Annotated in this window: 19 protein-coding genes; 13 read left to right on the plus strand and 6 right to left on the minus strand. The window is 72.7% G+C overall.

Going from position 1 to position 19821, the window contains the following annotated elements; all coding sequences use genetic code 11:
* Window positions 1-84: 84 nt before the first annotated feature.
* Window positions 85-558, plus strand: coding sequence for a carboxymuconolactone decarboxylase family protein (locus IE255_RS14410; protein ID WP_190050617.1), 474 nt, complete (start codon window positions 85-87; stop codon window positions 556-558).
* A gap of 28 nt (window positions 559-586) precedes the next feature.
* On the opposite strand, the gene IE255_RS14415 is transcribed toward IE255_RS14410, so the two are convergent.
* The gene (locus tag IE255_RS14415) at window positions 587-1291 is read right to left on the minus strand and encodes a FadR/GntR family transcriptional regulator (protein WP_190050618.1); all 705 of its coding nucleotides are present in this window, start codon (window positions 1289-1291) and stop codon (window positions 587-589) included.
* 167 nt (window positions 1292-1458) lie between these two features.
* Here IE255_RS14415 and IE255_RS14420 point away from each other — a divergent pair, with 167 nt between their 5' ends.
* From IE255_RS14420 to IE255_RS14455, 8 genes are read left to right on the plus strand one after another with little or no spacing between them, the layout of a single operon-like run.
* A complete protein-coding gene (locus tag IE255_RS14420; RefSeq protein WP_190050619.1) occupies window positions 1459-2532 on the plus strand; it encodes a sugar ABC transporter substrate-binding protein in 1074 nt (357 codons plus the stop codon).
* Window positions 2529-4019 carry a sugar ABC transporter ATP-binding protein gene (locus tag IE255_RS14425; RefSeq protein ID WP_190050620.1) on the plus strand — a complete coding sequence of 497 codons (1491 nt, stop codon included), beginning with the start codon at window positions 2529-2531 and terminating at the stop codon, window positions 4017-4019. Before IE255_RS14420 ends, IE255_RS14425 begins: the two co-directional genes overlap by 4 nt.
* Window positions 4012-5037 carry an ABC transporter permease gene (locus IE255_RS14430; protein ID WP_190050621.1) on the plus strand — a complete coding sequence of 342 codons (1026 nt, stop codon included), beginning with the start codon at window positions 4012-4014 and terminating at the stop codon, window positions 5035-5037. Before IE255_RS14425 ends, IE255_RS14430 begins: the two co-directional genes overlap by 8 nt.
* A gap of 37 nt (window positions 5038-5074) precedes the next feature.
* On the plus strand, window positions 5075-6409 hold the full coding sequence (locus IE255_RS14435) for an L-fuconate dehydratase (RefSeq protein ID WP_190050622.1): 1335 nt from the start codon (window positions 5075-5077) through the stop codon (window positions 6407-6409).
* Complete coding sequence (locus tag IE255_RS14440) at window positions 6406-7161, plus strand: SDR family NAD(P)-dependent oxidoreductase (RefSeq protein WP_190050623.1); 756 nt, start codon at window positions 6406-6408, stop codon at window positions 7159-7161. The genes IE255_RS14435 and IE255_RS14440 overlap by 4 nt, the downstream gene beginning before the upstream one ends.
* Window positions 7158-8156 carry an aldo/keto reductase gene (locus IE255_RS14445; RefSeq protein ID WP_190050624.1) on the plus strand — a complete coding sequence of 333 codons (999 nt, stop codon included), beginning with the start codon at window positions 7158-7160 and terminating at the stop codon, window positions 8154-8156. The genes IE255_RS14440 and IE255_RS14445 overlap by 4 nt, the downstream gene beginning before the upstream one ends.
* Window positions 8153-8470: an L-rhamnose mutarotase gene (locus tag IE255_RS14450; RefSeq protein ID WP_190050625.1), complete on the plus strand. Its 318-nt coding sequence runs from the start codon at window positions 8153-8155 to the stop codon at window positions 8468-8470. Before IE255_RS14445 ends, IE255_RS14450 begins: the two co-directional genes overlap by 4 nt.
* The gene (locus IE255_RS14455; protein ID WP_190050626.1) at window positions 8467-9300 is read left to right on the plus strand and encodes an amidohydrolase family protein; all 834 of its coding nucleotides are present in this window, start codon (window positions 8467-8469) and stop codon (window positions 9298-9300) included. Before IE255_RS14450 ends, IE255_RS14455 begins: the two co-directional genes overlap by 4 nt.
* On the opposite strand, the gene IE255_RS14460 is transcribed toward IE255_RS14455, so the two are convergent.
* Window positions 9288-10709 (minus strand): lipase maturation factor family protein, encoded by a 1422-nt coding sequence (locus tag IE255_RS14460; protein ID WP_190050627.1) that lies wholly within the window; start codon window positions 10707-10709, stop codon window positions 9288-9290. The genes IE255_RS14455 and IE255_RS14460 overlap by 13 nt on opposite strands.
* A 130-nt stretch (window positions 10710-10839) precedes the next feature.
* Here IE255_RS14460 and IE255_RS14465 point away from each other — a divergent pair, with 130 nt between their 5' ends.
* The 3 genes from IE255_RS14465 to IE255_RS14475 all read left to right on the plus strand — a co-directional run bounded on the left by IE255_RS14465 (window position 10840) and on the right by IE255_RS14475 (window position 15048).
* On the plus strand, window positions 10840-11997 hold the full coding sequence (locus tag IE255_RS14465) for a DUF6777 domain-containing protein (RefSeq protein WP_190050628.1): 1158 nt from the start codon (window positions 10840-10842) through the stop codon (window positions 11995-11997).
* A 77-nt stretch (window positions 11998-12074) separates the two neighbouring features.
* A complete protein-coding gene (locus IE255_RS14470) occupies window positions 12075-14162 on the plus strand; it encodes a SpoIIE family protein phosphatase (protein ID WP_190050629.1) in 2088 nt (695 codons plus the stop codon).
* A gap of 22 nt (window positions 14163-14184) precedes the next feature.
* Complete coding sequence (locus tag IE255_RS14475) at window positions 14185-15048, plus strand: Fpg/Nei family DNA glycosylase (protein ID WP_190050630.1); 864 nt, start codon at window positions 14185-14187, stop codon at window positions 15046-15048.
* Window positions 15049-15060: 12 nt separating this feature from the next.
* On the opposite strand, the gene IE255_RS14480 is transcribed toward IE255_RS14475, so the two are convergent.
* From IE255_RS14480 to IE255_RS14495, 4 genes are all read right to left on the minus strand, one after another.
* Window positions 15061-16242 carry a PP2C family protein-serine/threonine phosphatase gene (locus IE255_RS14480; protein WP_190050631.1) on the minus strand — a complete coding sequence of 394 codons (1182 nt, stop codon included), beginning with the start codon at window positions 16240-16242 and terminating at the stop codon, window positions 15061-15063.
* Between the two features lie 92 nt (window positions 16243-16334).
* A complete protein-coding gene (locus IE255_RS14485) occupies window positions 16335-16988 on the minus strand; it encodes a zf-HC2 domain-containing protein (RefSeq protein ID WP_190050632.1) in 654 nt (217 codons plus the stop codon).
* 150 nt (window positions 16989-17138) lie between these two features.
* Window positions 17139-17651, minus strand: coding sequence for a hypothetical protein (locus tag IE255_RS14490; protein WP_190050633.1), 513 nt, complete (start codon window positions 17649-17651; stop codon window positions 17139-17141).
* Window positions 17652-17803: 152 nt separating this feature from the next.
* Complete coding sequence (locus IE255_RS14495) at window positions 17804-18349, minus strand: sigma-70 family RNA polymerase sigma factor (RefSeq protein ID WP_010037282.1); 546 nt, start codon at window positions 18347-18349, stop codon at window positions 17804-17806.
* Between the two features lie 222 nt (window positions 18350-18571).
* Between IE255_RS14495 and IE255_RS14500 the strand changes: the two genes are divergently transcribed.
* Window positions 18572-19726, plus strand: a complete 1155-nt coding sequence (locus tag IE255_RS14500; RefSeq protein WP_190050634.1) for a CapA family protein — start codon at window positions 18572-18574, stop codon at window positions 19724-19726.
* The last annotated feature ends 95 nt before the right edge of the window (window positions 19727-19821 follow it).

Here is a 19821-nt window from a genome sequence, read left to right on the forward strand (position 1 = left end):
GCAGGTCACACCCGTCCATGTCACATCGTGGTGAGCCGCTGACTCATAAGGGCGTAAGCACCGACAACGACAAGGGAGCTCACCATGAGCGCGCGTCTGGACGTCTTCGCCCTCCCGAGCGGGAGCAAGCTCGTCAAGCAGTTCTACTCCGTGGGGCGGCTGGTCGTGGAGTCACCGCTGCCGGCCGCCACGCGGGAGCTGGTCTCGCTGCGGGTGAGCCAGATCAACGGCTGCGCGGTCTGCCTCGACATGCACACCAAGGAGGCCGCGGCGGCAGGCGAGTCCTCCGTACGTCTCCATCTGGTCGCGGGATGGCGGGAGGCCACGGTCTTCACCGAGGCCGAGCGCGCCGCGCTGGAGCTGGCCGAGCAGGGCACCCGCATCGCGGACGGGGCCGGCGGCGTCCCGGACGAGGTGTGGGAGCGGGCCGCCAAGCACTACGGCGAGGAGCAGCTCGTCGCGCTGGTGACCCTGATCGCCTTCATGAACACCGCGAACCGGCTGAACGTCATCCTCCAGCAGCCGGCCGGTGATTATCAGCCGAGTCAGTTCAAGTAGCGGGACAGCGCCGGGCCCTGGGATCGACCTAGGGCCCGAGCTGTGCGCGTAGCCACATCTCCACCTCGCCCACGTGCGCGGCCGCCGCCGCGCGGGCCGCCTCCGGGTCGTGGGCGGCCAGGGCGCGGTGGATCGCCGCGTGTTCGCGCCGGGTGCGGGCGAAGGCCCCCTCCTCCTGGTAGCCGCGCCAGACCCGGGCGCGGAACGTCCGCGACGACAGGCCCTCCAGGATCGCGGCCATCGTCTCGTTGCCCGCGGCCGTCGCGATCACGCGGTGGAAGGCCAGGTCGTGGGCGAGGATCTCCTCCGGATCGTCCGTGGCGTTCATCGCCGCCAGGTGCTTCTCCACCTCGGCCAGCTGGTCCCCGGTGATCCGCGCGGCGGCCAGCGCCGTCGCCGTCGACTCCAGGATCCGCCGGATCTCCAGCAGCTCCACCAGACGCGGGCCGCGCGACAGGTCCGCCACCACACCGAAGGTCTCCAGCAGGTCGCCGGCCTCCAGCTGCGTGACGTAGATGCCCGACCCGTGCCGGGCCTCCAGCACGCCCAGCACCGTGAGCGCGCGGATCGCCTCGCGCATGGAGCTGCGGGAGATGCCGAGCTGTGCGGCCAGGTCCCGCTCGGTCGGCAGCCGCTGGCCCGGCTCCAGCCGGCCCTCGCCGATCATCGCCTTGATCCGCTCGATGGCGCGCTGTGTCACGGTGCCCTTCTGCGGGGCTGTCTCGTCGTCCACGCCACTCCTCCGATCACAGCGCTCCGGCGCAGTCTAACCAGCAGGGTGGTCGGACCACTATGCGTCCGGAGCGCGGAAATGTGCCGTCGCAGGGTGTTCTGGTGGGGGAGTGGTCTGATAAGTATGCGGGCATCTGCTGGAACACCGGTCGATGGGAGCACCCACAGATGCCCGGAAGCGCAGTGCGGAAGCGGAACACATCCCGGATCGTCGGCGCGGTGGCCCTGGCCACCGGCGCCTGTCTCGTGCTCGCCGCGTGCGGCAGCACCGAGGACACCGGCGCGCCGGGCGCCGGCGGTGGGGACGGCACGGGCAAGGTGGGGGTCGTGCTGCCCCTGCTCACCTCGCCGTTCTGGCAGTCGTACAACGACTACGTGCCCAGGATGGCGAAGGCCGAGGGCGTGGACGCGATGAAGACCGTCAACTCCAACAGCGACCCCTCGCAGCAGATCACCGACATCAACAACCAGCTCAACCAGGGCGTCGAGGGCCTGGTCGTCGCCCCGCTGGACAGCGCCGCCATCGAGGCCGGCCTCGACCAGGCCGAGCGCAAGGGCGTGCCGGTCGTCGCCGTGGACGTGGCGCCCGACCAGGGCAAGGTCGCGATGGTGGTCCGGGCGAACAACGTGGCGTACGGCGAGAAGGCCTGCCGGTACCTCGGCGAGCACATCACCTCCGGCAAGGTCGTGCAGATCATGGGCGACCTCGCCTCGGTCAACGGCCGCGACCGCTCCGAGGCGTTCCGCTCCTGCGTGCGGAAGAACTTCCCGAAGCTCAAGGTCCTGGAGATCCCCGCCAAGTGGGAGTCCGACACCGCGGCCTCCAAACTGGACACCCTCCTCAACGCCAACCCCGACATCAAGGGCATCTACATGCAGGCGGGCGGCGTCTACCTGGCGCCCACCCTCCAGACCCTCAAGTCCAAGGGCATGCTGAAGAAGGCCGGACAGCCGGGCCACATCACCATCGTCTCCAACGACGGCATCCCGCAGGAGTTCGACGCCATCCGCAAGGGCGAGATCGACGCGACGGTCTCCCAGCCCGCCGACGCCTACGCCAAGTACGGCATGTACTACATCAAGGCGGCGATGCAGGGGAAGACGTTCGAGCCCGGCCCGACCGACCACGGCTCGACGATCGTGAAACTGCCCAGCGGCATCCTGGAGGACCAGCTGCCCGCCCCGCTGGTGACCAAGGACAACGTCGACGACCCCAAGCTCTGGGGCAACACGGTCGAATGAGTACCGCACTGGCCGAAACGCGGGGCATCGTCAAGCGATACGGCCCCACCACCGCTCTCGCCGACGGGCGGCTCACCGTCCTGCCGGGCGAGTCCCACGCCCTCGTCGGCCGCAACGGAGCCGGCAAGTCGACCCTCGTCAGGATCCTCACCGGCCTGGAGGCACCCGACGAGGGCACCGTCCGCTTCGACGGCGACCCCGCGCCCCCGCTCACCGACCGCGACGCCTGGCGCCGCAAGGTCGCCTGCGTCTACCAGCACCCGACGGTCGTGCCCGAACTGACCGTCGCCGAGAACCTGTTCATCAATCGCCAGCCCCTGCACCGCGGCTTCATCAGCTGGCGCCGCCTCAAGGCCGAGGCGGCCGAACTGCTCGGCACCTGGGACGTGCGCGTCGACCCCGACGCCCGCACCGCCGACCTCAAGGTCGAGGACCGGCAGATGGTGGAGATCGCCCGCGCGCTGAGCTTCGGCGCCCGCTTCATCATCCTGGACGAACCCACCGCCCAGCTCGACAACCGGGAGATCGAGCGCCTGTTCACCCGCATGCGGGCCCTCCAGGACTCCGGCGTCACCTTCCTGTTCATCTCCCACCACCTCCAGGAGGTGTACGAGGTCTGCCAGACCGTCACGGTGCTGCGCGACGCCCGCTGGATCACCACGGCCCCGGTCGCCGACCTCCCGCGCCAGGCCCTGGTGGAGGCCATGGCGGGCGAGGCGATCGCCGAACAGGCCGAGCGGCACCGGACCGCCGAGGCCGCGGGCCCCGTCCTCCTCGACGTCCGCGGCCTCACCTCGGCCGCGTACGAGGACATCGACCTCACCGTCCGCCGCGGCGAGGTCGTCGGACTCGCCGGGTCCAGCGCCAGCGGCAAGATCGAGCTGGCCGAGACGTTCACGGGACTGCACACCCCGGCGCACGGGACGGCCCTGCTCGACGGCGCACCGCTCCCGTTCGGCGACGTCCGCAAGGCCCTGGAGGCCGGCGTCGGCTTCGTGCCCCGCGACCGGCACCAACAGGGCCTGGTCTTCGGCATGTCCATCGGCGACAACGCCACCCTCAGCGTCCTGGACCGGCTGGGCCGCCACGGCTTCGTCGGCACCGACCGCAGGCGTGCCGTCGCCACCGCGCTGATCGAACGCCTCGACATCCACGCCGAGGGCCCCGAGCAGCCCGTCTCGGACCTGTCCGGCGGTAACGCCCAGAAGGTCGTCATGGCCCGCGCCCTCGCCTCCGACCCGCGTCTCCTGGTCCTCGTCAACCCGACCGCGGGCGTCGACGTGAAGTCCAAGGAGTCCCTGCTCGCCCGCGTCGACAGCGCCCGCGAGGACGGCACCGCCGTGCTCGTCGTCTCCGACGAACTCGACGACCTCAGGCGCTGCGACCGGGTCCTCGTCCTCTTCCACGGCCGGGTCGTCGCCGAGCACCCGGCGGGCTGGCGCGACCACGAGCTCATCGCCTCCATCGAAGGAGTGGACCATGGCTGACACCAAGGCTCCGCCGGTGAAGCCGGTGGGCGCGACCGACACCGGGTCGGCGCGGACCGTGCTGTTGCGCCGGGCCCGTGAACTCGCCCTCGTACCGGCCCTGTTGCTGCTCATGGTGCTCGGCGCGATCGTCAACGACTCGTTCCTCACCGAGCGCAACCTGATCTCGATCCTCGGCGCCTCCGCCGCCCTCGCGATGGTCGTCCTCGCCGAGTCGCTCGTGCTGATCACCGGCAAGTTCGACCTGTCCCTGGAATCGGTCGTCGGCATCGCGCCCGCCGTCGGCGCGCTGCTCGTGCTGCCCGCCGCCCAGTCCGGCTGGGGCACCGAACTCCCCGCCGCTCTCGCCCTGTTGGCGATCCTGGTCGTGGGCGCGGCCGTCGGCGCGTTCAACGGCGTCCTGGTCGTGAAGTTCAAGCTCAACGCGTTCATCGTGACGCTGGCGATGCTCATCGTGCTGCGCGGCCTGCTGGTCGGCGCGACCAAGGGCAAGACGCTGTTCGGCATGCCCGACAGCTTCTCCTCGCTGGCCACCACCACCTTTCTCGCCGTCCCGCTGTCGGTGTGGCTCGCCGCGCTCGCCTTCGCGGTCGCCGGGCTGGTCCTGAAGTACCACCGGGTCGGCCGCGCCCTGTACGCCATCGGCGGCAACGCGGACGCCGCCCGGGCCGCGGGCATCCGCGTGGAGCGCGTCATGCTCGGCGTGTTCGTCGTCGCGGGCGTCCTCGCCGCGGTCGGCGGCATCATGCAGACCGGCTATGTCGGCGCGATCAGCGCCAACCAGGGCCAGAACATGATCTTCACGGTGTTCGCCGCCGCGGTGATCGGCGGCATCGCCCTCGACGGCGGCAAGGGCACCATGTTCGGCGCCCTGACCGGCGTACTCCTCCTGGGGGTCGTGCAGAACCTGCTCACCCTCGCCCAGGTGCCGTCCTTCTGGATCCAGGCCATCTACGGCGGGATCATCCTGGTCGCCCTCATGATCGCCCGCGTCACCACGGGCCGCGCCCAGGACTGACGCCCCCGCCACCTGCAACCGACCCGAAAGGCCCTCCGTGTCCCCGACGCCCGCCCGCATCACCACGGTCGACACCCACGACATCCGCTTCCCCACCTCGCGCGAGCTCGACGGCTCCGACGCGATGAACCCGGACCCCGACTACTCGGCGGCCTACGTCGTGCTGCGCACGGACGCGGCCGACGGGCACGAGGGGCACGGATTCGCCTTCACCATCGGGCGGGGCAACGAGGTGCAGGTCGCCGCGATCGACGCGCTGCGCGGACATCTGGTCGGCCGCGAGGTGGCCGACCTGTGCGCCGACCCCTCCACCCTGAACCGCGACCTGATCGGCGACAGCCAGCTGCGCTGGCTCGGGCCCGAGAAGGGCGTGATGCACATGGCGATCGGCGCGGTCGTCAACGCCGTGTGGGACCTGGCCGCCAAACGCGCCGGCCTGCCGCTGTGGCGGCTGCTCGCCGAGGCCGAGCCGGAATGGCTGGTGCGCCAGATCGACTTCCGCTACCTCACCGACGCCCTCACCCCCGAGGAGGCCCTGACCCTGCTCCGCCGCGGCCGGCAGGGCGCCGAGGAACGCACGGCCCGGCTGCTGGAACGCGGCTACCCCGCCTACACCACCTCGCCCGGCTGGCTCGGCTACGACGACGAGAAGCTCACCCGGCTCGCCGCCGAGGCCGTCGCCGACGGCTTCACGCAGATCAAGCTCAAGGTCGGCGCCGACCTCGACGACGACATCCGCCGCTGCCGCGTCGCCCGGTCCGTCATCGGCCCGGACGTCCGCATGGCCGTCGACGCCAACCAGCGCTGGGACGTCGACGAGGCGATCCGCTGGACCAAGGCCCTCGCCGAGTTCGACCCGTACTGGATCGAGGAGCCCACCAGCCCCGACGACATCCTCGGCCACGCGGCGATCCGCCGGGCCGTCGCCCCCGTGAAGGTCGCCACCGGCGAGCACGTGCACAACCGGATCGTCTTCAAGCAGCTCCTCCAGGCCGGCGCGCTCGACGTCGTCCAGATCGACGCCGCCCGCGTCGGCGGCGTCCCCGAGAACCTCGCGATCCTGCTGCTCGCGGCCAAGTTCGGCGTGCCGGTCTGCCCGCACGCGGGCGGGGTCGGCCTGTGCGAACTCGTCCAGCATCTGTCGATGTTCGACTACGTGGCCCTCTCCGGCACGACCGAGGACCGCGTCATCGAATACGTCGATCATCTGCACGACCACTTCCTCGACCCGGTCGTCATCCGACAGGGTCACTACGTGGCACCCACCGCACCGGGCTTCTCGGCCGCCATGCGGCCGGAGTCACTGGCGCGCTACACCTACCCGGGCGGCGAGTTCTGGGCCGCCGATCTGCAGAAGGGGCACGCTGTATGAGCGACTTCGAGGGCCTGAAGGCCCTGGTGACGGGCGGTGCCTCCGGCATCGGCCGGGCCACCGCCGACCTCCTGGCCGAGCGCGGCGCGCAGGTCGCCGTCCTCGACCTGGACCCGTCGCCGGTCGACAAGCCACTCCTCGGCTACCGCGCGGACGTCACCGACGACACGTCCGTGCGCCAGGCCGTCGCGGCGGCGGTCGCCGACCTCGGCGGCCTCGACGTCCTGGTCAACAACGCCGGCATCGGAGCCCAGGGCACCGTCGAGGACAACCCCGACGAGGAGTGGCACCGCGTCTACGACGTCAACGTGGTCGGCATGGTGCGCACCACCCGCGCCTGCCTGCCCCACCTGCGCGCCTCCGCGCACGCGGCGATCGTCAACACCTGCTCCATCGCGGCCACCGCGGGCCTGCCGCAGCGCGCCCTGTACAGCGCCACCAAGGGCGCCGTGTACTCCCTGACCCTCGCCATGGCCGCCGACCACGTCCGCGAGGGCATCCGCGTCACCTGCGTCAACCCGGGCACGGTCGACACCCCCTGGGTCGGCCGCCTCCTCGACGCCGCGCCCGACCCGGCCGCCGAACGCGCCGCCCTCGAGGCCCGCCAGCCCACCGGCCGGCTGGTCGCAGCCGCGGAGGTCGCGGGCGCCATCGCCTACCTGGCGAGCCCCCTGTCCGGCGCCACCACGGGCACCTCGCTCGCCGTCGACGGCGGCATGCAGGGCCTGCGGCTGCGCCCGGTGGCCCGGTGAACCGGCTCGGCGCCGGCGGCGTCCAGGTCAGCGCCCTGTCCTTCGGCGCCGCCGCCATCGGCAACCTGTACACGGAGGTCGGCGAGGAGCAGGCCCACGACGCCGTCGAGGCCGCCTGGCAGCGGGGCGTCCGCTACTTCGACACGGCCCCGCACTACGGCCTGGGCCTGTCCGAACGCCGCCTCGGCGCCGCCCTGCGCGACCGCCCCCGCGAGCAGTACACGATCTCCACCAAGGTGGGCCGCCGCCTGGAACCGTCGGACGCCGGCGGCGACGACCTCGCCCACGGCTTCGCCGTGCCCGCCGCCCACCGCCGCGTGTGGGACTTCAGCGCCGACGGCATCCGCCGCACCCTGGACTCCAGCCTGGAACGCCTCGGCCTCGACCGGGTCGACATCGTCTACCTCCACGACCCGGACGAACACGCCGAAGCGGCCTTCCGCGAGGGCTACCCGGCCCTGGAGAAGCTCCGCTCCGAGGGCGTGGTCGGCGCGATCGGCGCCGGCATGAACCAGGCCGGGATGCTCACCCGCTTCGTCCGCGACACCGACGTCGACGTGGTGCTGTGCGCCGGCCGCTACACCCTGCTCGACCAGAGCGCCCTCACCGGCCTGCTGCCCGCGGCCCACGAACGCGGCACGTCCGTCGTCATCGGCGGCGCCTTCAACTCCGGCCTGCTGGCCAACCCCGAGCCGGGCGCGCGGTACAACTACAGCATCGCCCCCTCCGAGCTGGTCCAGCGGGCCCTGCGCCTGAAGTCCGTCGCCGACCGCCACGGCACCACGCTGCGCGCCGCCGCCCTGGCCTTCTGCGCAGCCCACCCGGCCGTCGCGAGCGTCCTCGTCGGAGCCCGCTCGGCACACGAGGTCCGTGACTGCGCCCACCAGTTCGCCGCCCGGGTGCCGGACGCCTTCTGGCAGGACCTGCGCGCCCAGGGCCTGCTGCCCCCCGACGCCCCCGTCCCCGCCGAGGCCTCCTCGAAGGAACTCTCATGAGAGTCGCCCTGCACACCAAGGTCCGCGCCGACCGCGTCGCCGCGTACGAGGCCGCCCACCGCGAGGTCCCCGAGGAACTCACCGACGCCATCCGCGCCGCCGGCGCCACCTCCTGGACGATCTGGCGCAGCGGCACCGACCTGTTCCACGTCCTGGAGTGCGAGGACTACGCCCGCCTCCTCGCCGAGCTGGAGAACCTGCCGGTCAACGTCGCCTGGCAGGCCCGGATGGCCGAACTGCTGGACGTCGTCCACGACTACTCCGGCGAGGGCGCGGACGCCGGCCTGCCCGTCGTGTGGGAGCTGCCCTCATGACCGTCGTCGACGCCCACCACCACGTGTGGGACCTGTCCGTCCGGGACCAGGACTGGATCATCGGCCCCGAACTCGCCCCGCTCCGGCGCGACTTCACCATGAAGGACCTCGAACCCGAGGCGAGAGCCGCCGGAGTGGGCCGCACGGTCCTCGTCCAGACGGTCACCGTGCCCGAGGAGACCCCCGAGTTCCTGGCCCTCGCCGACGAGCACGACCTCGTCGCGGGCGTCGTCGGCTGGACCGACCTCACCCGCCCCGACGTCGCCGACGAACTCGCCCGGCTGCGGGAACTCCCCGGCGGCAGCCACCTCAAGGGCATCCGCCACCAGGTCCAGGGCGAGCCCGACCCCGAGTGGCTGCTGCGCCCGGACGTACGCCGGGGGCTGGCCGCCGTCGCCGACGCCGGGCTGGTCTACGACCTGGTGGTGCTCCCGCACCAACTGCCCGCCTGCGTCCGGGCCGCCGCCGCCCTGCCCGGCCTCACCTTCGTCCTCGACCACCTGGGCAAGCCGCCCATCGCCTCCGGCGCGCTCGAACCCTGGGCGTCCGGCCTGCGCGCCCTCGCCGCCCTGCCCAACACGGTCGCCAAGCTGTCCGGCCTGGCCACCGAGGCCGACCCCGCCTCCTGGACCGTCGAGGACCTGCGCCCCTACGCCGACGTGGCACTGGAGGCCTTCGGGCCCGGCCGTCTGATGTACGGCTCGGACTGGCCGGTGTCCACCCTGGCGACGACGTACGGCGACATCCTGGACGCCACGCGCCGGCTGACCGACCCGGACGACCACACACAGATCCTGCAGACCACCGCCACCCGCGTCTACGACCTCTGAGCGGCCTCCGCCAGCCGCGTCGGCGGCAGGTACTCCCGCACATACGTCCGCTCCCAGCACGCGCCCGTCTCCCGCAGCTCGCGCCACGTCGTGTAGCGGTAGCGGAACAGGCGGGCGCGCACGTACCGCGGCGGCTCGTCCGGCGGGAACGGCGAGCGGCGCAGCAGCTTCAGTGTGTCCCGGTCGTTCTCCAGCAACCGCTCCACCAGCGCGCCGAACCAGGACCCGGCGTACGCCGGGGAGAGGGCCGCGAACCACATCAGCCAGTCCAGGCGCAGATGGTAGGGCGCGAACTGGCGCGGCCAGCGCCGGGGATCGCCCGGCTTGCCCTTGAACTCGTACTCCCGCCAGTCGGAGTCCTCCCGTGGCACCTCGTCCGAGGTGCCCTCGACCACCACCTCGTACCGCACCCGGCTCACGCTGCCGAACGCCCCGTAGGTGTTGACCAGGTGCAGCGGGTCGAAGGAGCGGTTCATCACCTGTCGGCGGGAGAGCATGTTGCGCACCGGCCGGTAGCTGAGGCCCACGAGCAGCGCCGCCACCGCGAGCACCACGACGACGTACCACAGCGGGGCGTCCGGCACGTCCGGCGCATCGGCCGGGAACCGCACGGCCGACAGGGCGAGCACGATCGTGATCCAGTTCAGCCAGGAGAAGTTGCCCGACAGCACCAGCCACAGCTGGGTGACGATCATCAGCGACGCGGCGGCCGTGGCGACCGGCTGCGGGGCGAACAGCAGGAACGGCACCACGAGTTGCGTGAAGTGGTTCGCGGCCACCTCGACGCGGTGCAGGGGCCTGGGCAGATGGTGGAAGAACCAGCTCAGCGGGCCCGGCATCGGCTGGGTCTCGTGATGGTGGTCCAGACACGTCAGTTTCCGCCAGCACTCGTCGCCGCGCATCTTGATCAGCCCCGCGCCGAACTCCACCCGGAACAGGATCCACCGCAGCAGGAACAGCACCACGACCGGCGGCGCCACCTCGTCGTTGCCGAGGAACACGGCGAGGAACCCGACCTCCAGCAGCAGCGACTCCCAGCCGAACGAGTACCAGGTCTGCCCGACGTTGACGATCGACAGGTAGAGCGCCCACGGCACCAGCCACAGCAGCATGCCGCCCCACAGCGGCAGCAGCGAGTCCAGCCCGGCCAGCAGCGCCGCCGACACCGCGCACCCCGCCCAGGCGCAGAGCGCGAAGAAGCGGTCCGAGTAGTACAGCTGGAACAGGCTCGGCGCCCGTTTGAACGGCACCCGCTCGACGAACCGCGGCACCGGCAGCATGCCGCGCTGCCCGATCAGCGCGCGGAACTGGAGGGCCGCCGTCAGGAACGCGACCAGGTACACGGCGGCCAGCGCCCGCTGGAAGACCAGCCGGGTCAGCCAGTAGTCGGATGCGGTGAACCAGTCCACGGCCGATGCGCTCCTTCCACCTAGCCCGTCACGCTCCGCGTACCACCGCTCCGGTTGCGTAACCCGAGTGAGCGAAGCAAACAATAGTGACGCATTGCCTGAACAGTGACGAAGCGGGCGGGAGGATCAGGTGCGGACACCCACGGGGGCCTCCGTCACGGCCTGCGCGCTCGCGGCGGCACTCCTCCTCGCGGGCTGCGGTCGCGGCGACGGCGACCGCGACGGCGACGCGGGCACCGGCGGAGCGCTCTTCCTCCTGCCGGCCGCGGCCCCGGGGCCGGACCCCTTCACGGACTCCACGGCCACCACGACGGCCACCCCACCCCCCGCCCCGCGAACGCCGCAGACGGCGGGCGGAGCCGCCCGCGTCTCCGCCGCCCTGAGCGGACTGCGCTCACTCTCCGGCGGGACGCCCGGCCTGTACGGCGGCACCGAGCGGACCGGCAGTTGCGACATCGGCCGCCAGATCGGCCACCTCACTCGCGACCGGGCCAAGGCCCGCGCCTTCGCCCGGGTCGCGGGCGTCTCCCCGGCGGACCTCGGCGACCACGTGCGCGGACTGACCCCGGTCGTGCTGCGCGCCGACACCCGCGTCACCAGCCACGGCTACCGCGCCGGACGGGCAGGCGGCTACCAGTCCGTCCTCCAGGCGGGCACCGCCGTCCTGGTCGACGACAGGGGCGTGCCCCGCGTCCGCTGCGCCTGCGGCAACCCGCTGCTCCCGCCGGAGGCGATGCGCGGCACGCCGGTCAGCCAAGGCACCCCCTGGCCCGGCTACCGGCCCGGCGAGGTGATCGTCGTGACCCCCGCCCCGCGCGCCGTCACCTCCTTCACGCTCGTCGACGCCGCCGCCCGGACCTGGATCGAACGGCGCCCGGGACACGACGTACGCCACGACCGGGCTCTACCGCCGCCGGTGTGGACGACGGCATCCCCGGCGGCATCCCCGGCGGTGTCCCGGCCGCCGTCCGCGGCCCCGGGCGAGTCGGGCGCGATCCCGCGTGAGCCGGGCGCGCCCCCGGACGCGGACCCGATCGGCGACTCCGCCCCGCCCCCGCCGTACGAGACCGAGCCTCCCCCGGAGGATCCGGCCCCGGAGGACCCCGGCGAACCGGACCCTGAAGACCCCGAGGACCCTGAAGACCCCGAAGTCCCGGAAGACCCCGACGAGGTCGGCCCCGACGCCGTGCCGGACACCCCCGACCTGCCCGACGGAGCCGGACTGATTCCCGACGACCGGGCCGCCGACAGCATCCTCGGCAGCCCCACGGACGTCTTCAGTAACTGAGGGCCGACGCGGACGGGTGGCCCGTAGACTCGGCACATCCGGTCGAAGAATCGGACGAATCCTGGCAAGGTGGGCCCATGGCTGATCGGGGAGCGAGCGCCCTGTCACTCCCGGACGACTGGCCCGCCCACCCGGACCCGATCCTCGCGCTCAACCGGATGGGCAGCTTCGACTGGGATCTGGACACCGGCCTGATGCAGATGGACGCCCAGGCCCACGAGGTCTTCGACGTGCGCCCCGACGAGTACGACGACCACCCCGAGACCCTCGCCAAGCGGGTCCCGCCCGGCGAGGCGCGACGCCTGGACACCGTCGTCTCCCAGGCCCTGAAGGACGGCAGCGAGAACTACGGCGCCTACTTCCGCATCCGCCGCCGCGACGGCACCCTGCGCTGGACCCACACCCAGGGCTACATCCGGCGCGACGAGACCGGACGGCCCCGCCGCATCATCGGCATCGTCCGGGACGCCACCCAGGAACTGGTGGAGAGCGACGCACGCCGCGACCAGGCCGCCCAGGACGAGGCCCGCCGGGAGCAGACCAACGTCGTCGAACTCACCACGGCCGCCCTCGCCCACGCCCGCACCGTCCAGGACGTCATTGACGTCCTCAAGGACACCCACGGCCTCACCCACCTGGGCGCCACCAGCCTCGTCATGGGCCTGGTCGAGGCCGGCCGCATCCGCCTGGTCGCCGAGGGCCCCGCGGGCAGCTTCGTCCCCGGCACGGACGTCACCCGGATCGACGAGCCCTACCCGATGAGCGAGGCCGTCCGGACCCTGAGCCCGTGCTTCATCGAGTCGCCGGAGGAGTTCGCCGAGCGCTACCCGATCCTGTGGCCGCACATCACCGGCCTGAACATCACCTCGGCCGCCTATCTGCCGCTCATCGTCCAGGCCCGGCCGATCGGCGCGATGGGCCTGCTCTACAGCGACCGGCGCGGCTTCACCTCCGAGGAGCGCAACATCCTCGTCGCCCTCGGCAGCAGCATCGCGCAGAGCCTCCAGCGGGCCATGTTCTACGAGCAGGAGATGGACCTCGCGCAGGGCCTCCAGCAGGCCATGCTGCCCCGGACCATCCCCAGCGTGCCCGGCGCCGACATCGCCGTCCGCTACCGCGCCGCCACCATCGGCGGCTCCGTCGGCCGGGACATCGGCGGCGACTGGTACGACCTGATCCCGCTGCCCGGCGGCCGGGTCGGCGCCGTCATCGGCGACGTCCAGGGCCACGACACGCACGCGGCGGCCGTCATGGGCCAGTTGCGCATCGTGCTGCGCGCCTACGCCGCCGAGGGACACACCCCGGCCACCGTCATGGCCCGGGCCTCCGTCTTCCTGCACGAACTCGACACCGACCGCTCCGCCACCTGCCTCTACGCCGAGGCCGACCTGTCCACGGGCGTGCTCCAGGTGGTCCGGGCCGGGCACATCGATCCGCTCGTGCGGCACACCGACGGCTCCTGCCGCCGCGTCACCGTCCCGGGCGGTCTGCCGCTCGGACTGTCCGCCGAGTTCGGCCGCCTCGACTACCCCGTGGGCACCATAGAACTCGACCCCGGCGACACCCTGCTGCTGTGCACCGACGGCCTCGTCGAGCAGCCCGGCGCCGACCTCGACGACGGCATGCGCACCCTGACCGCCCTCGTCGACACCGGCCCCGACGACGTACGGGACCTCGCCGACCGGCTCATCGACGTGGCCGCCGAACGCGGCGGCGACGACGACGTGGCGCTGCTCCTGCTGCGCCGGCGCGGCCCGGACGGCCCGCAGTCCGGCCACCGGCTCCAGCGGCACGTGGCCCCCGGCGACGCCGCCGCCCTGGCCGAGGCCCGGCACATGATCCGCACCGCGGTCTCCGCCTGGGGAGCCCCCGACCGGGCCGACGAGATCGAACTCGTCGCCGACGAGCTGATCACCAACGCCCTGATGCACACCGAGGGCTCCGCGATCGTCACCCTGCGGGCCCTCACCGGCTCCGAGCGCCGGCTGCGCGTCGAGGTCGAGGACTCCTCCAGCGCCCTGCCGCGCCGCCGCGAGGCGGGCGACTCGGGCGTCTCCGGGCGCGGCCTGCTGCTGGTCGAGCTGCTCACCGACGTGTGGGGCGTGGAGGCCCGGGGCGGTGGCAAGGCCGTGTGGTGCGAGTTCGTGGTGCCGGACCACGACTGACCCCGCGTGGCACTCTGGACCTATGCCGGAACTCCCCGAGGTCGAGGCGCTCAAGGACTTCCTCACCGAGCACCTCGTCGGCCACGAGATCGTGCGGGTGCTGCCCGTGGCGATCAGCGTCCTGAAGACGTACGACCCGCCCCTGTCCGCGCTGGAGGGCCACGAGGTGGCCGCCGTACGCCGGTACGGCAAGTTCCTCGACCTCGAGACCGCGGACGGCCCGCATCTCGTGACGCATCTGGCCCGCGCGGGCTGGCTGCACTGGAAGGACCGCCTCCCCGACGGCCCGCCCCGCCCCGGCAAGGGCCCCCTCGCCCTGCGCGTCGCCCTGGAGACCGGCGCCGGCTTCGACCTGACCGAGGCCGGCACCCAGAAGCGGCTCGCGGCGTACGTCGTGGGGGACCCGCAGCAGGTCCCGGGCATCGCCCGGCTCGGCCCCGACCCGCTGGCCGAGGACTTCGACGCAGCGCGCCTCGCGGAACTGCTGGCCGGTGAACGGCGCCAGCTCAAGGGCGCGTTGCGTGACCAGAGCCTGATCGCGGGCGTGGGCAACGCCTACAGCGACGAGATCCTGCACGCGGCGCGGATGTCGCCCTTCAAGCTGGCGGCGTCCCTGACCGAGGAGGAGACCGGGCGGCTGTACGCGGCCCTGCGCGACACGCTCACCGAGGCGGTCGAACGCTCCCGGGGCGTGGCGGCCGGGCGGCTGAAGGCCGAGAAGAAGAGCGGCCTGCGCGTGCACGGCCGCACCGGCGAGCCCTGCCCGGTGTGCGGCGACACCATCCGCGAGGTGTCCTTCAGCGACTCCTCGCTCCAGTACTGCCCGACCTGCCAGACCGGCGGGAAGCCGCTGGCGGACCGCAGGATGTCCCGGCTGCTGAAGTGACCCGGGGGCCGCTCACCGGGACGGCGGCGTCCACTCGAACATCAGGAGGGTCGCGTCGTCCCGCAGCCGGCTGGTGGGCGAGTCGAGGATGGAGTGGATGAGCCGCCGCAGCGTCTCGGGCGCCAGCTCGCCCGCGGCCGTCGCCCGGATGATGTAGTCGGCGAACTGCTCCAGGCCGAACTCGCCGCCGTCGCTCGCCCGGGCCTCGGTCACCCCGTCGGTGTACATCAGCACCCGGTCGCCGGGCTTCAGCGTGATCTCGTGCGTCTGCCGCCGCCGCTCGGCGAGCAGGGACGGCAGCCCCATCGGCGGATCCGGCTCGCGCCGCATGGCGTCCACGTGCAGCCGCTGGTCGCGGATGAGCAGCGGCGGGGGATGCCCGCAGTTGCACCACCGCAGCGTCCCGGAGGCCAGGTCCAGCTCGGCCAGGACGCCCGTGCAGAACTGGTCGGGGAGCCAGTGCGCCAGCGCGTCGTCGACGCACTCCACCAGTTCGGGCAGGTCCGCGCCGGTCCGCCGGGCGTTGCGGCACGCGGCCAGCGACACGGCCGTGGTGAGCCCGGAGGCCAGGTCGTGCCCCATGGCGTCGAGCACCGCGGCGTGCAGGGTCGTCTCGGTCAGGGAGTGGTCGAAGGCGTCGCCGCCGATCTCGTAGGCCGGTTCCAGCACGGCCGTCGACACGACGTGCCCGGTGCCGATCGTGCGGGGCGGCAGGAAGGCCCGCAGCATCTCGGCGGGCAGCCGCATCGGTTCCGTGCGCGTCCGCCGGACGAAGGAGTCCTTGTACGCCCGCTTCGACGTGATCATCATCGCGAGCAGGGTGGCGAGGGCCCGGCCGCGGCGCAGCACGGCAGGTGTCAGCGCCGGGCAGAGCACGGAGAGGACGCCGAGCCGTTCGGCGCCGTCCAGGAGGGGGATCCAGGCCGTCATGCCGCCCGACTCGGACTCCTCCACGCGCAGCGACTGCGTGCGGTAGGCCCACCCGGCGAGCGAGTCGTCGACGGACAGGGGCGAGGCCACGTCGGTGAGCGGCACGAGCCGGCGCTGCTGGATGTCGGCCAGGTACACCACGGAGTGCTGGAGCCCCAGGGCCCTGGTGCAGCGGGCCACCGCGGGGGCCAGGTCCAGCGCCGAGTTCGCCGGGTCGGCGAGGAACTCCTCCAGGCGACCCTCGCCGGTCTCCGCCGTCGTCACCTCGTCTCCCCTCGCCGCGCAGCCCTGGTGTGTCGTCCAGCAGTCTCACACCGGGGCGCCCAGGGCGCCCGGCGACAGGGGCGGACGGATGGTCAGCGGGGCTCCAGCCGAATCAGGACCTCCCCGCTCCCCGAGCGGATCTCGTAGCGGGCGATCTGGTCCGGATGCATGGACGAGCTGGCCATCATCGTGTTCGGGTGGGCGTCGTGACCGGGGCCGTGCCAGCTGGTGGCGGTCTCCTCGGTGCCGTCGTGGCCGATGATCACCAGATGGCAGGCGCGGGGTCCGGCCGCGTCCTTCACCTTCAGCTCGACCTGGCTGCCCGAGGCCTCGTCCTCCGTCGTGACCTGCGCCCACACCCCCGTCGTGGCGTCGGTCGCCGCGACCGTCAGGGGCCCCTCGCCGCTGCCCTCGGCCATCATCGCGATCCCGGGCACCGACACCGCGAACACCACCGAGGCCGCCAGGGCGAACAGGGTGCGTCTGCGTCCGGCCCGGCGCCGGGTCGCCACCTCGGCCAGCAGCCGGTCCAGCATGCGCGGCCCGGGCTGCGCCATCGGGTGCACCAACCGCGGCGTCGCCCGCCGGTACAGCATCAACTGCCGTGTCGTCGGGCCGAATTCCGTCACCTCTGCGGCGCACCGAGGGCACTCCATGAGGTGGTCCTCGAAGCGGAAGGCCTCCGCCTCGTCCAGCACGCCGAGCGCGTAGGCGCCGACGTCGCGATGCCTTTCCAGGGACCTCATGCCGAATCCTCGTGCCGTTGGGTGCGGGTTGGGTTACTCGTTGCTCCCACCGGTACGGACCAGGCGGCGGAATCACTCAAGCCGGTGACACAATCGCAACCAAAGGATTCGGAGCCCTCCGGCCCCCGGATTGGTCCGGGGCCGCGAAATCTAAAAAAGATGGATCGCGAGGTGTCCCAGCGGCAGCCCGAGCTGCCAGGCGGGCGTCCAGACCTTCGGCCCCTCGTCCTCCCCGACCACCGGAGCGCCGCCCGGCACCGCGTTCAGGTCCGGCGCGAGCAGCTCCGTCTCCTGGAGCCAGCGCCAGGCCTCCTGCGCCAGCTCCAGGTCGGGTGCCGGCCCGCCCGACTCCGCGGCCGCGGCGGCGACCTCGGCCAGCCGCTCGCGCACCCACTCCTGCCACGGCTGGTCGTACGCGGTCAGGGACAGCCACGTCTCCAGCTGGGTGACGACCCTGATGCCGGACAGCTCCCCGTCGGTGTCGGAGAGGAAGATGGTGAGCGCCAGGGCATCGCGCCCGGCGCGGAACTCGAAGGACGTCGGCGGCATCAGATCGCCGGTCCGCAGCAGCTCGTCGGCGATGTACTCGGCGTACAACCACGCCATGGGGACGGTCAGTTCACCGCCGGCGCCGTCCGTGCTCTCCTGCCCTCTGTGCAGCATCCCTTCCTGCCTTCCTCCGGTACGTGCGCGTCGCCCGACACCGGATCCCCGGGGCGTTGTCGGCCCCACCCGGAACACGGATGGGAACAGCCGATTACTCAACCGGGGTCCTCAGCAAGGCGCTTTACGGAGGCTTGACTCAGTCATTGGTTTCACCGCAGGTCGGCGGCGTATCCCGGAAGCACCCGGCGCAGGGCGCGCAGCGCGTAGTACGCGCGGGACTTCACGGTACCGGGCGGAATCCCGAGGGTCTCCGCGGCTTCCGCCACACTCGCCCCCTGGAAGTACACGAGCACCAGGACTTCACGGTGCTCCGGAGTGAGTGTCTTCACAGCCTGGCGGACGTCGAGCATCGCCGCGGCCCGCTCGGCGTGGTCGGAGATGACCCGCGCGTTCTCCAGCACCGCGTCGCCGACCTCGGCGGGGCGGGCCTGCCGGGCCCGCCGGGCGTCGATCGCGAGGCGCCGCCCGACGGTCATCAGCCAGGGCCGTACGGAGTCGAAGTCGTCGGCCCGCAGGGCCTCGGGGTGCTGCCAGGCACGCACCAGCGTCTCCTGGACCAGGTCCTCCGCGCGCTGCCGGTCGCCGTCGCAGAGCCGGAGCAGGAGCGCGAAGAGGGGCCGGCCGTGCTCGCGCTGCAGTGCGGCGAGCTCGTGCTCGGCGGTCGTCCCGTTCGTGAGAGTGGATCCGGCCGTCATGGCCGTATGCCACCGCAGGGCGCGGCTGTGGCACAGGGCACGTACCCGGCTGTGCGGCGGACGGTCGATCGCGTCGACGAACGGTTCGACGAACGGTCGGGACGCTCCACCGGGCGGGTGCCGGTCGGGCTGATGAGCGTGTCGGAGCCGCGTGGGGCGGTATGTGCCTTCTTTCCTGTTTGTGTGTAAATACGACCACAACGCCCACAGTGGGGTGAATGGATGATCGCACGCAGTCGACAGGTGGCCCTGGCCCTGACCGCCGTCCTCGCCGCAGGCGCCGCCTGCCAGGCCCGTGACCACGAACCGCCCGGCCCCGGGCGCCCGGCACCGTCCGTAGCCGAGCCCCGCGGCTTCACCCTGGTCGCCTCCGGCGACGTCCTCCCGCACGACACGATCATCGACCGGGCCCGCTTCGACGCCGGCGGCACCGGCTACGACTTCCGGCCGATGCTCGCCGGGATCCGCTCCGTCGTCGACCGCGCCGACGTGGCCCTGTGCCACATGGAGACCGTCTACGGCGCGGACGGCGACTACACCGGCTACCCCACCTTCAAATCCCCGCCCGAGGTGGCCCCGGCCCTCGCCGCCACCGGCTACGACGGCTGCTCCACCGCCTCCAACCACACCCTGGACGACGGCGCCGCCGGCATCCGCCGCACCCTCGACGCCCTCGACCGGGCGGGCGTACGGCACGCCGGCTCGGCACGCGCCGAGGAGGAGGCGCGCACGGCGACGGTCCTCCAGGCGGGCCCGGCCAAGGTCGCCCACCTCGCCTACACCTACGACACCAACGGCCTCCCGCTCCCCGACGGGCAGCCCTGGGCCGTCAACCTCATCGACGAGGGCAGGATCCTCGCGGACGCCCGGGCCGCGCGGGAGGCGGGCGCCGACGTGGTGGTCGTCTCGATGCACTGGGGCACCGAGTGGCAGGACGCCCCCGACGACCGGCAGCTGACCCTGGCCCACACCCTCACCGCCGCGCGCACCGGCGGGCGCCCCGACATCGACCTGATCCTCGGCACCCACGCGCACGTCCCGCAGGCCTACGAGAAGGTCAACGGCACCTGGGTGATCTACGGCATGGGCGACCAGATCGCCGGTGAGATGACCAACCACCAGGGCGCCAAGGACCCGCGCGGCAACCAGTCCACCCTCGGCCGCTTCACCTTCGCCCCTCCTGCCCGGCCGGGCGGCCGCTGGGAGGTGACGAAGGCGGAGTTCGTCCCGCAGCTGTTCGACGTCGACGCGGGCCGGGTCGTGAACCTCAACCGGGCCCTCGCCCAGGGCGCCGGCGTCCAGGCCGTGCGCGACCGCATCCGGGACGTCGTCCTCAGCCGGGGCGCGGCCGAGGACGGACTGGTGATGGGGGAGTAGGCCCGCAGAGCCGGCCGGTCAGCGCCGCGCCGGCTCCTCCTCGCCGTCGGCAAACGGCCGGCGGCGGATCATGACGGCCCGGGCGCCGGGCCGAC

The sequence above is a fragment of the Streptomyces lomondensis genome (assembly GCF_014651035.1).
GTDB classification, from domain to species: Bacteria; Actinomycetota; Actinomycetes; order Streptomycetales; family Streptomycetaceae; genus Streptomyces; species Streptomyces lomondensis.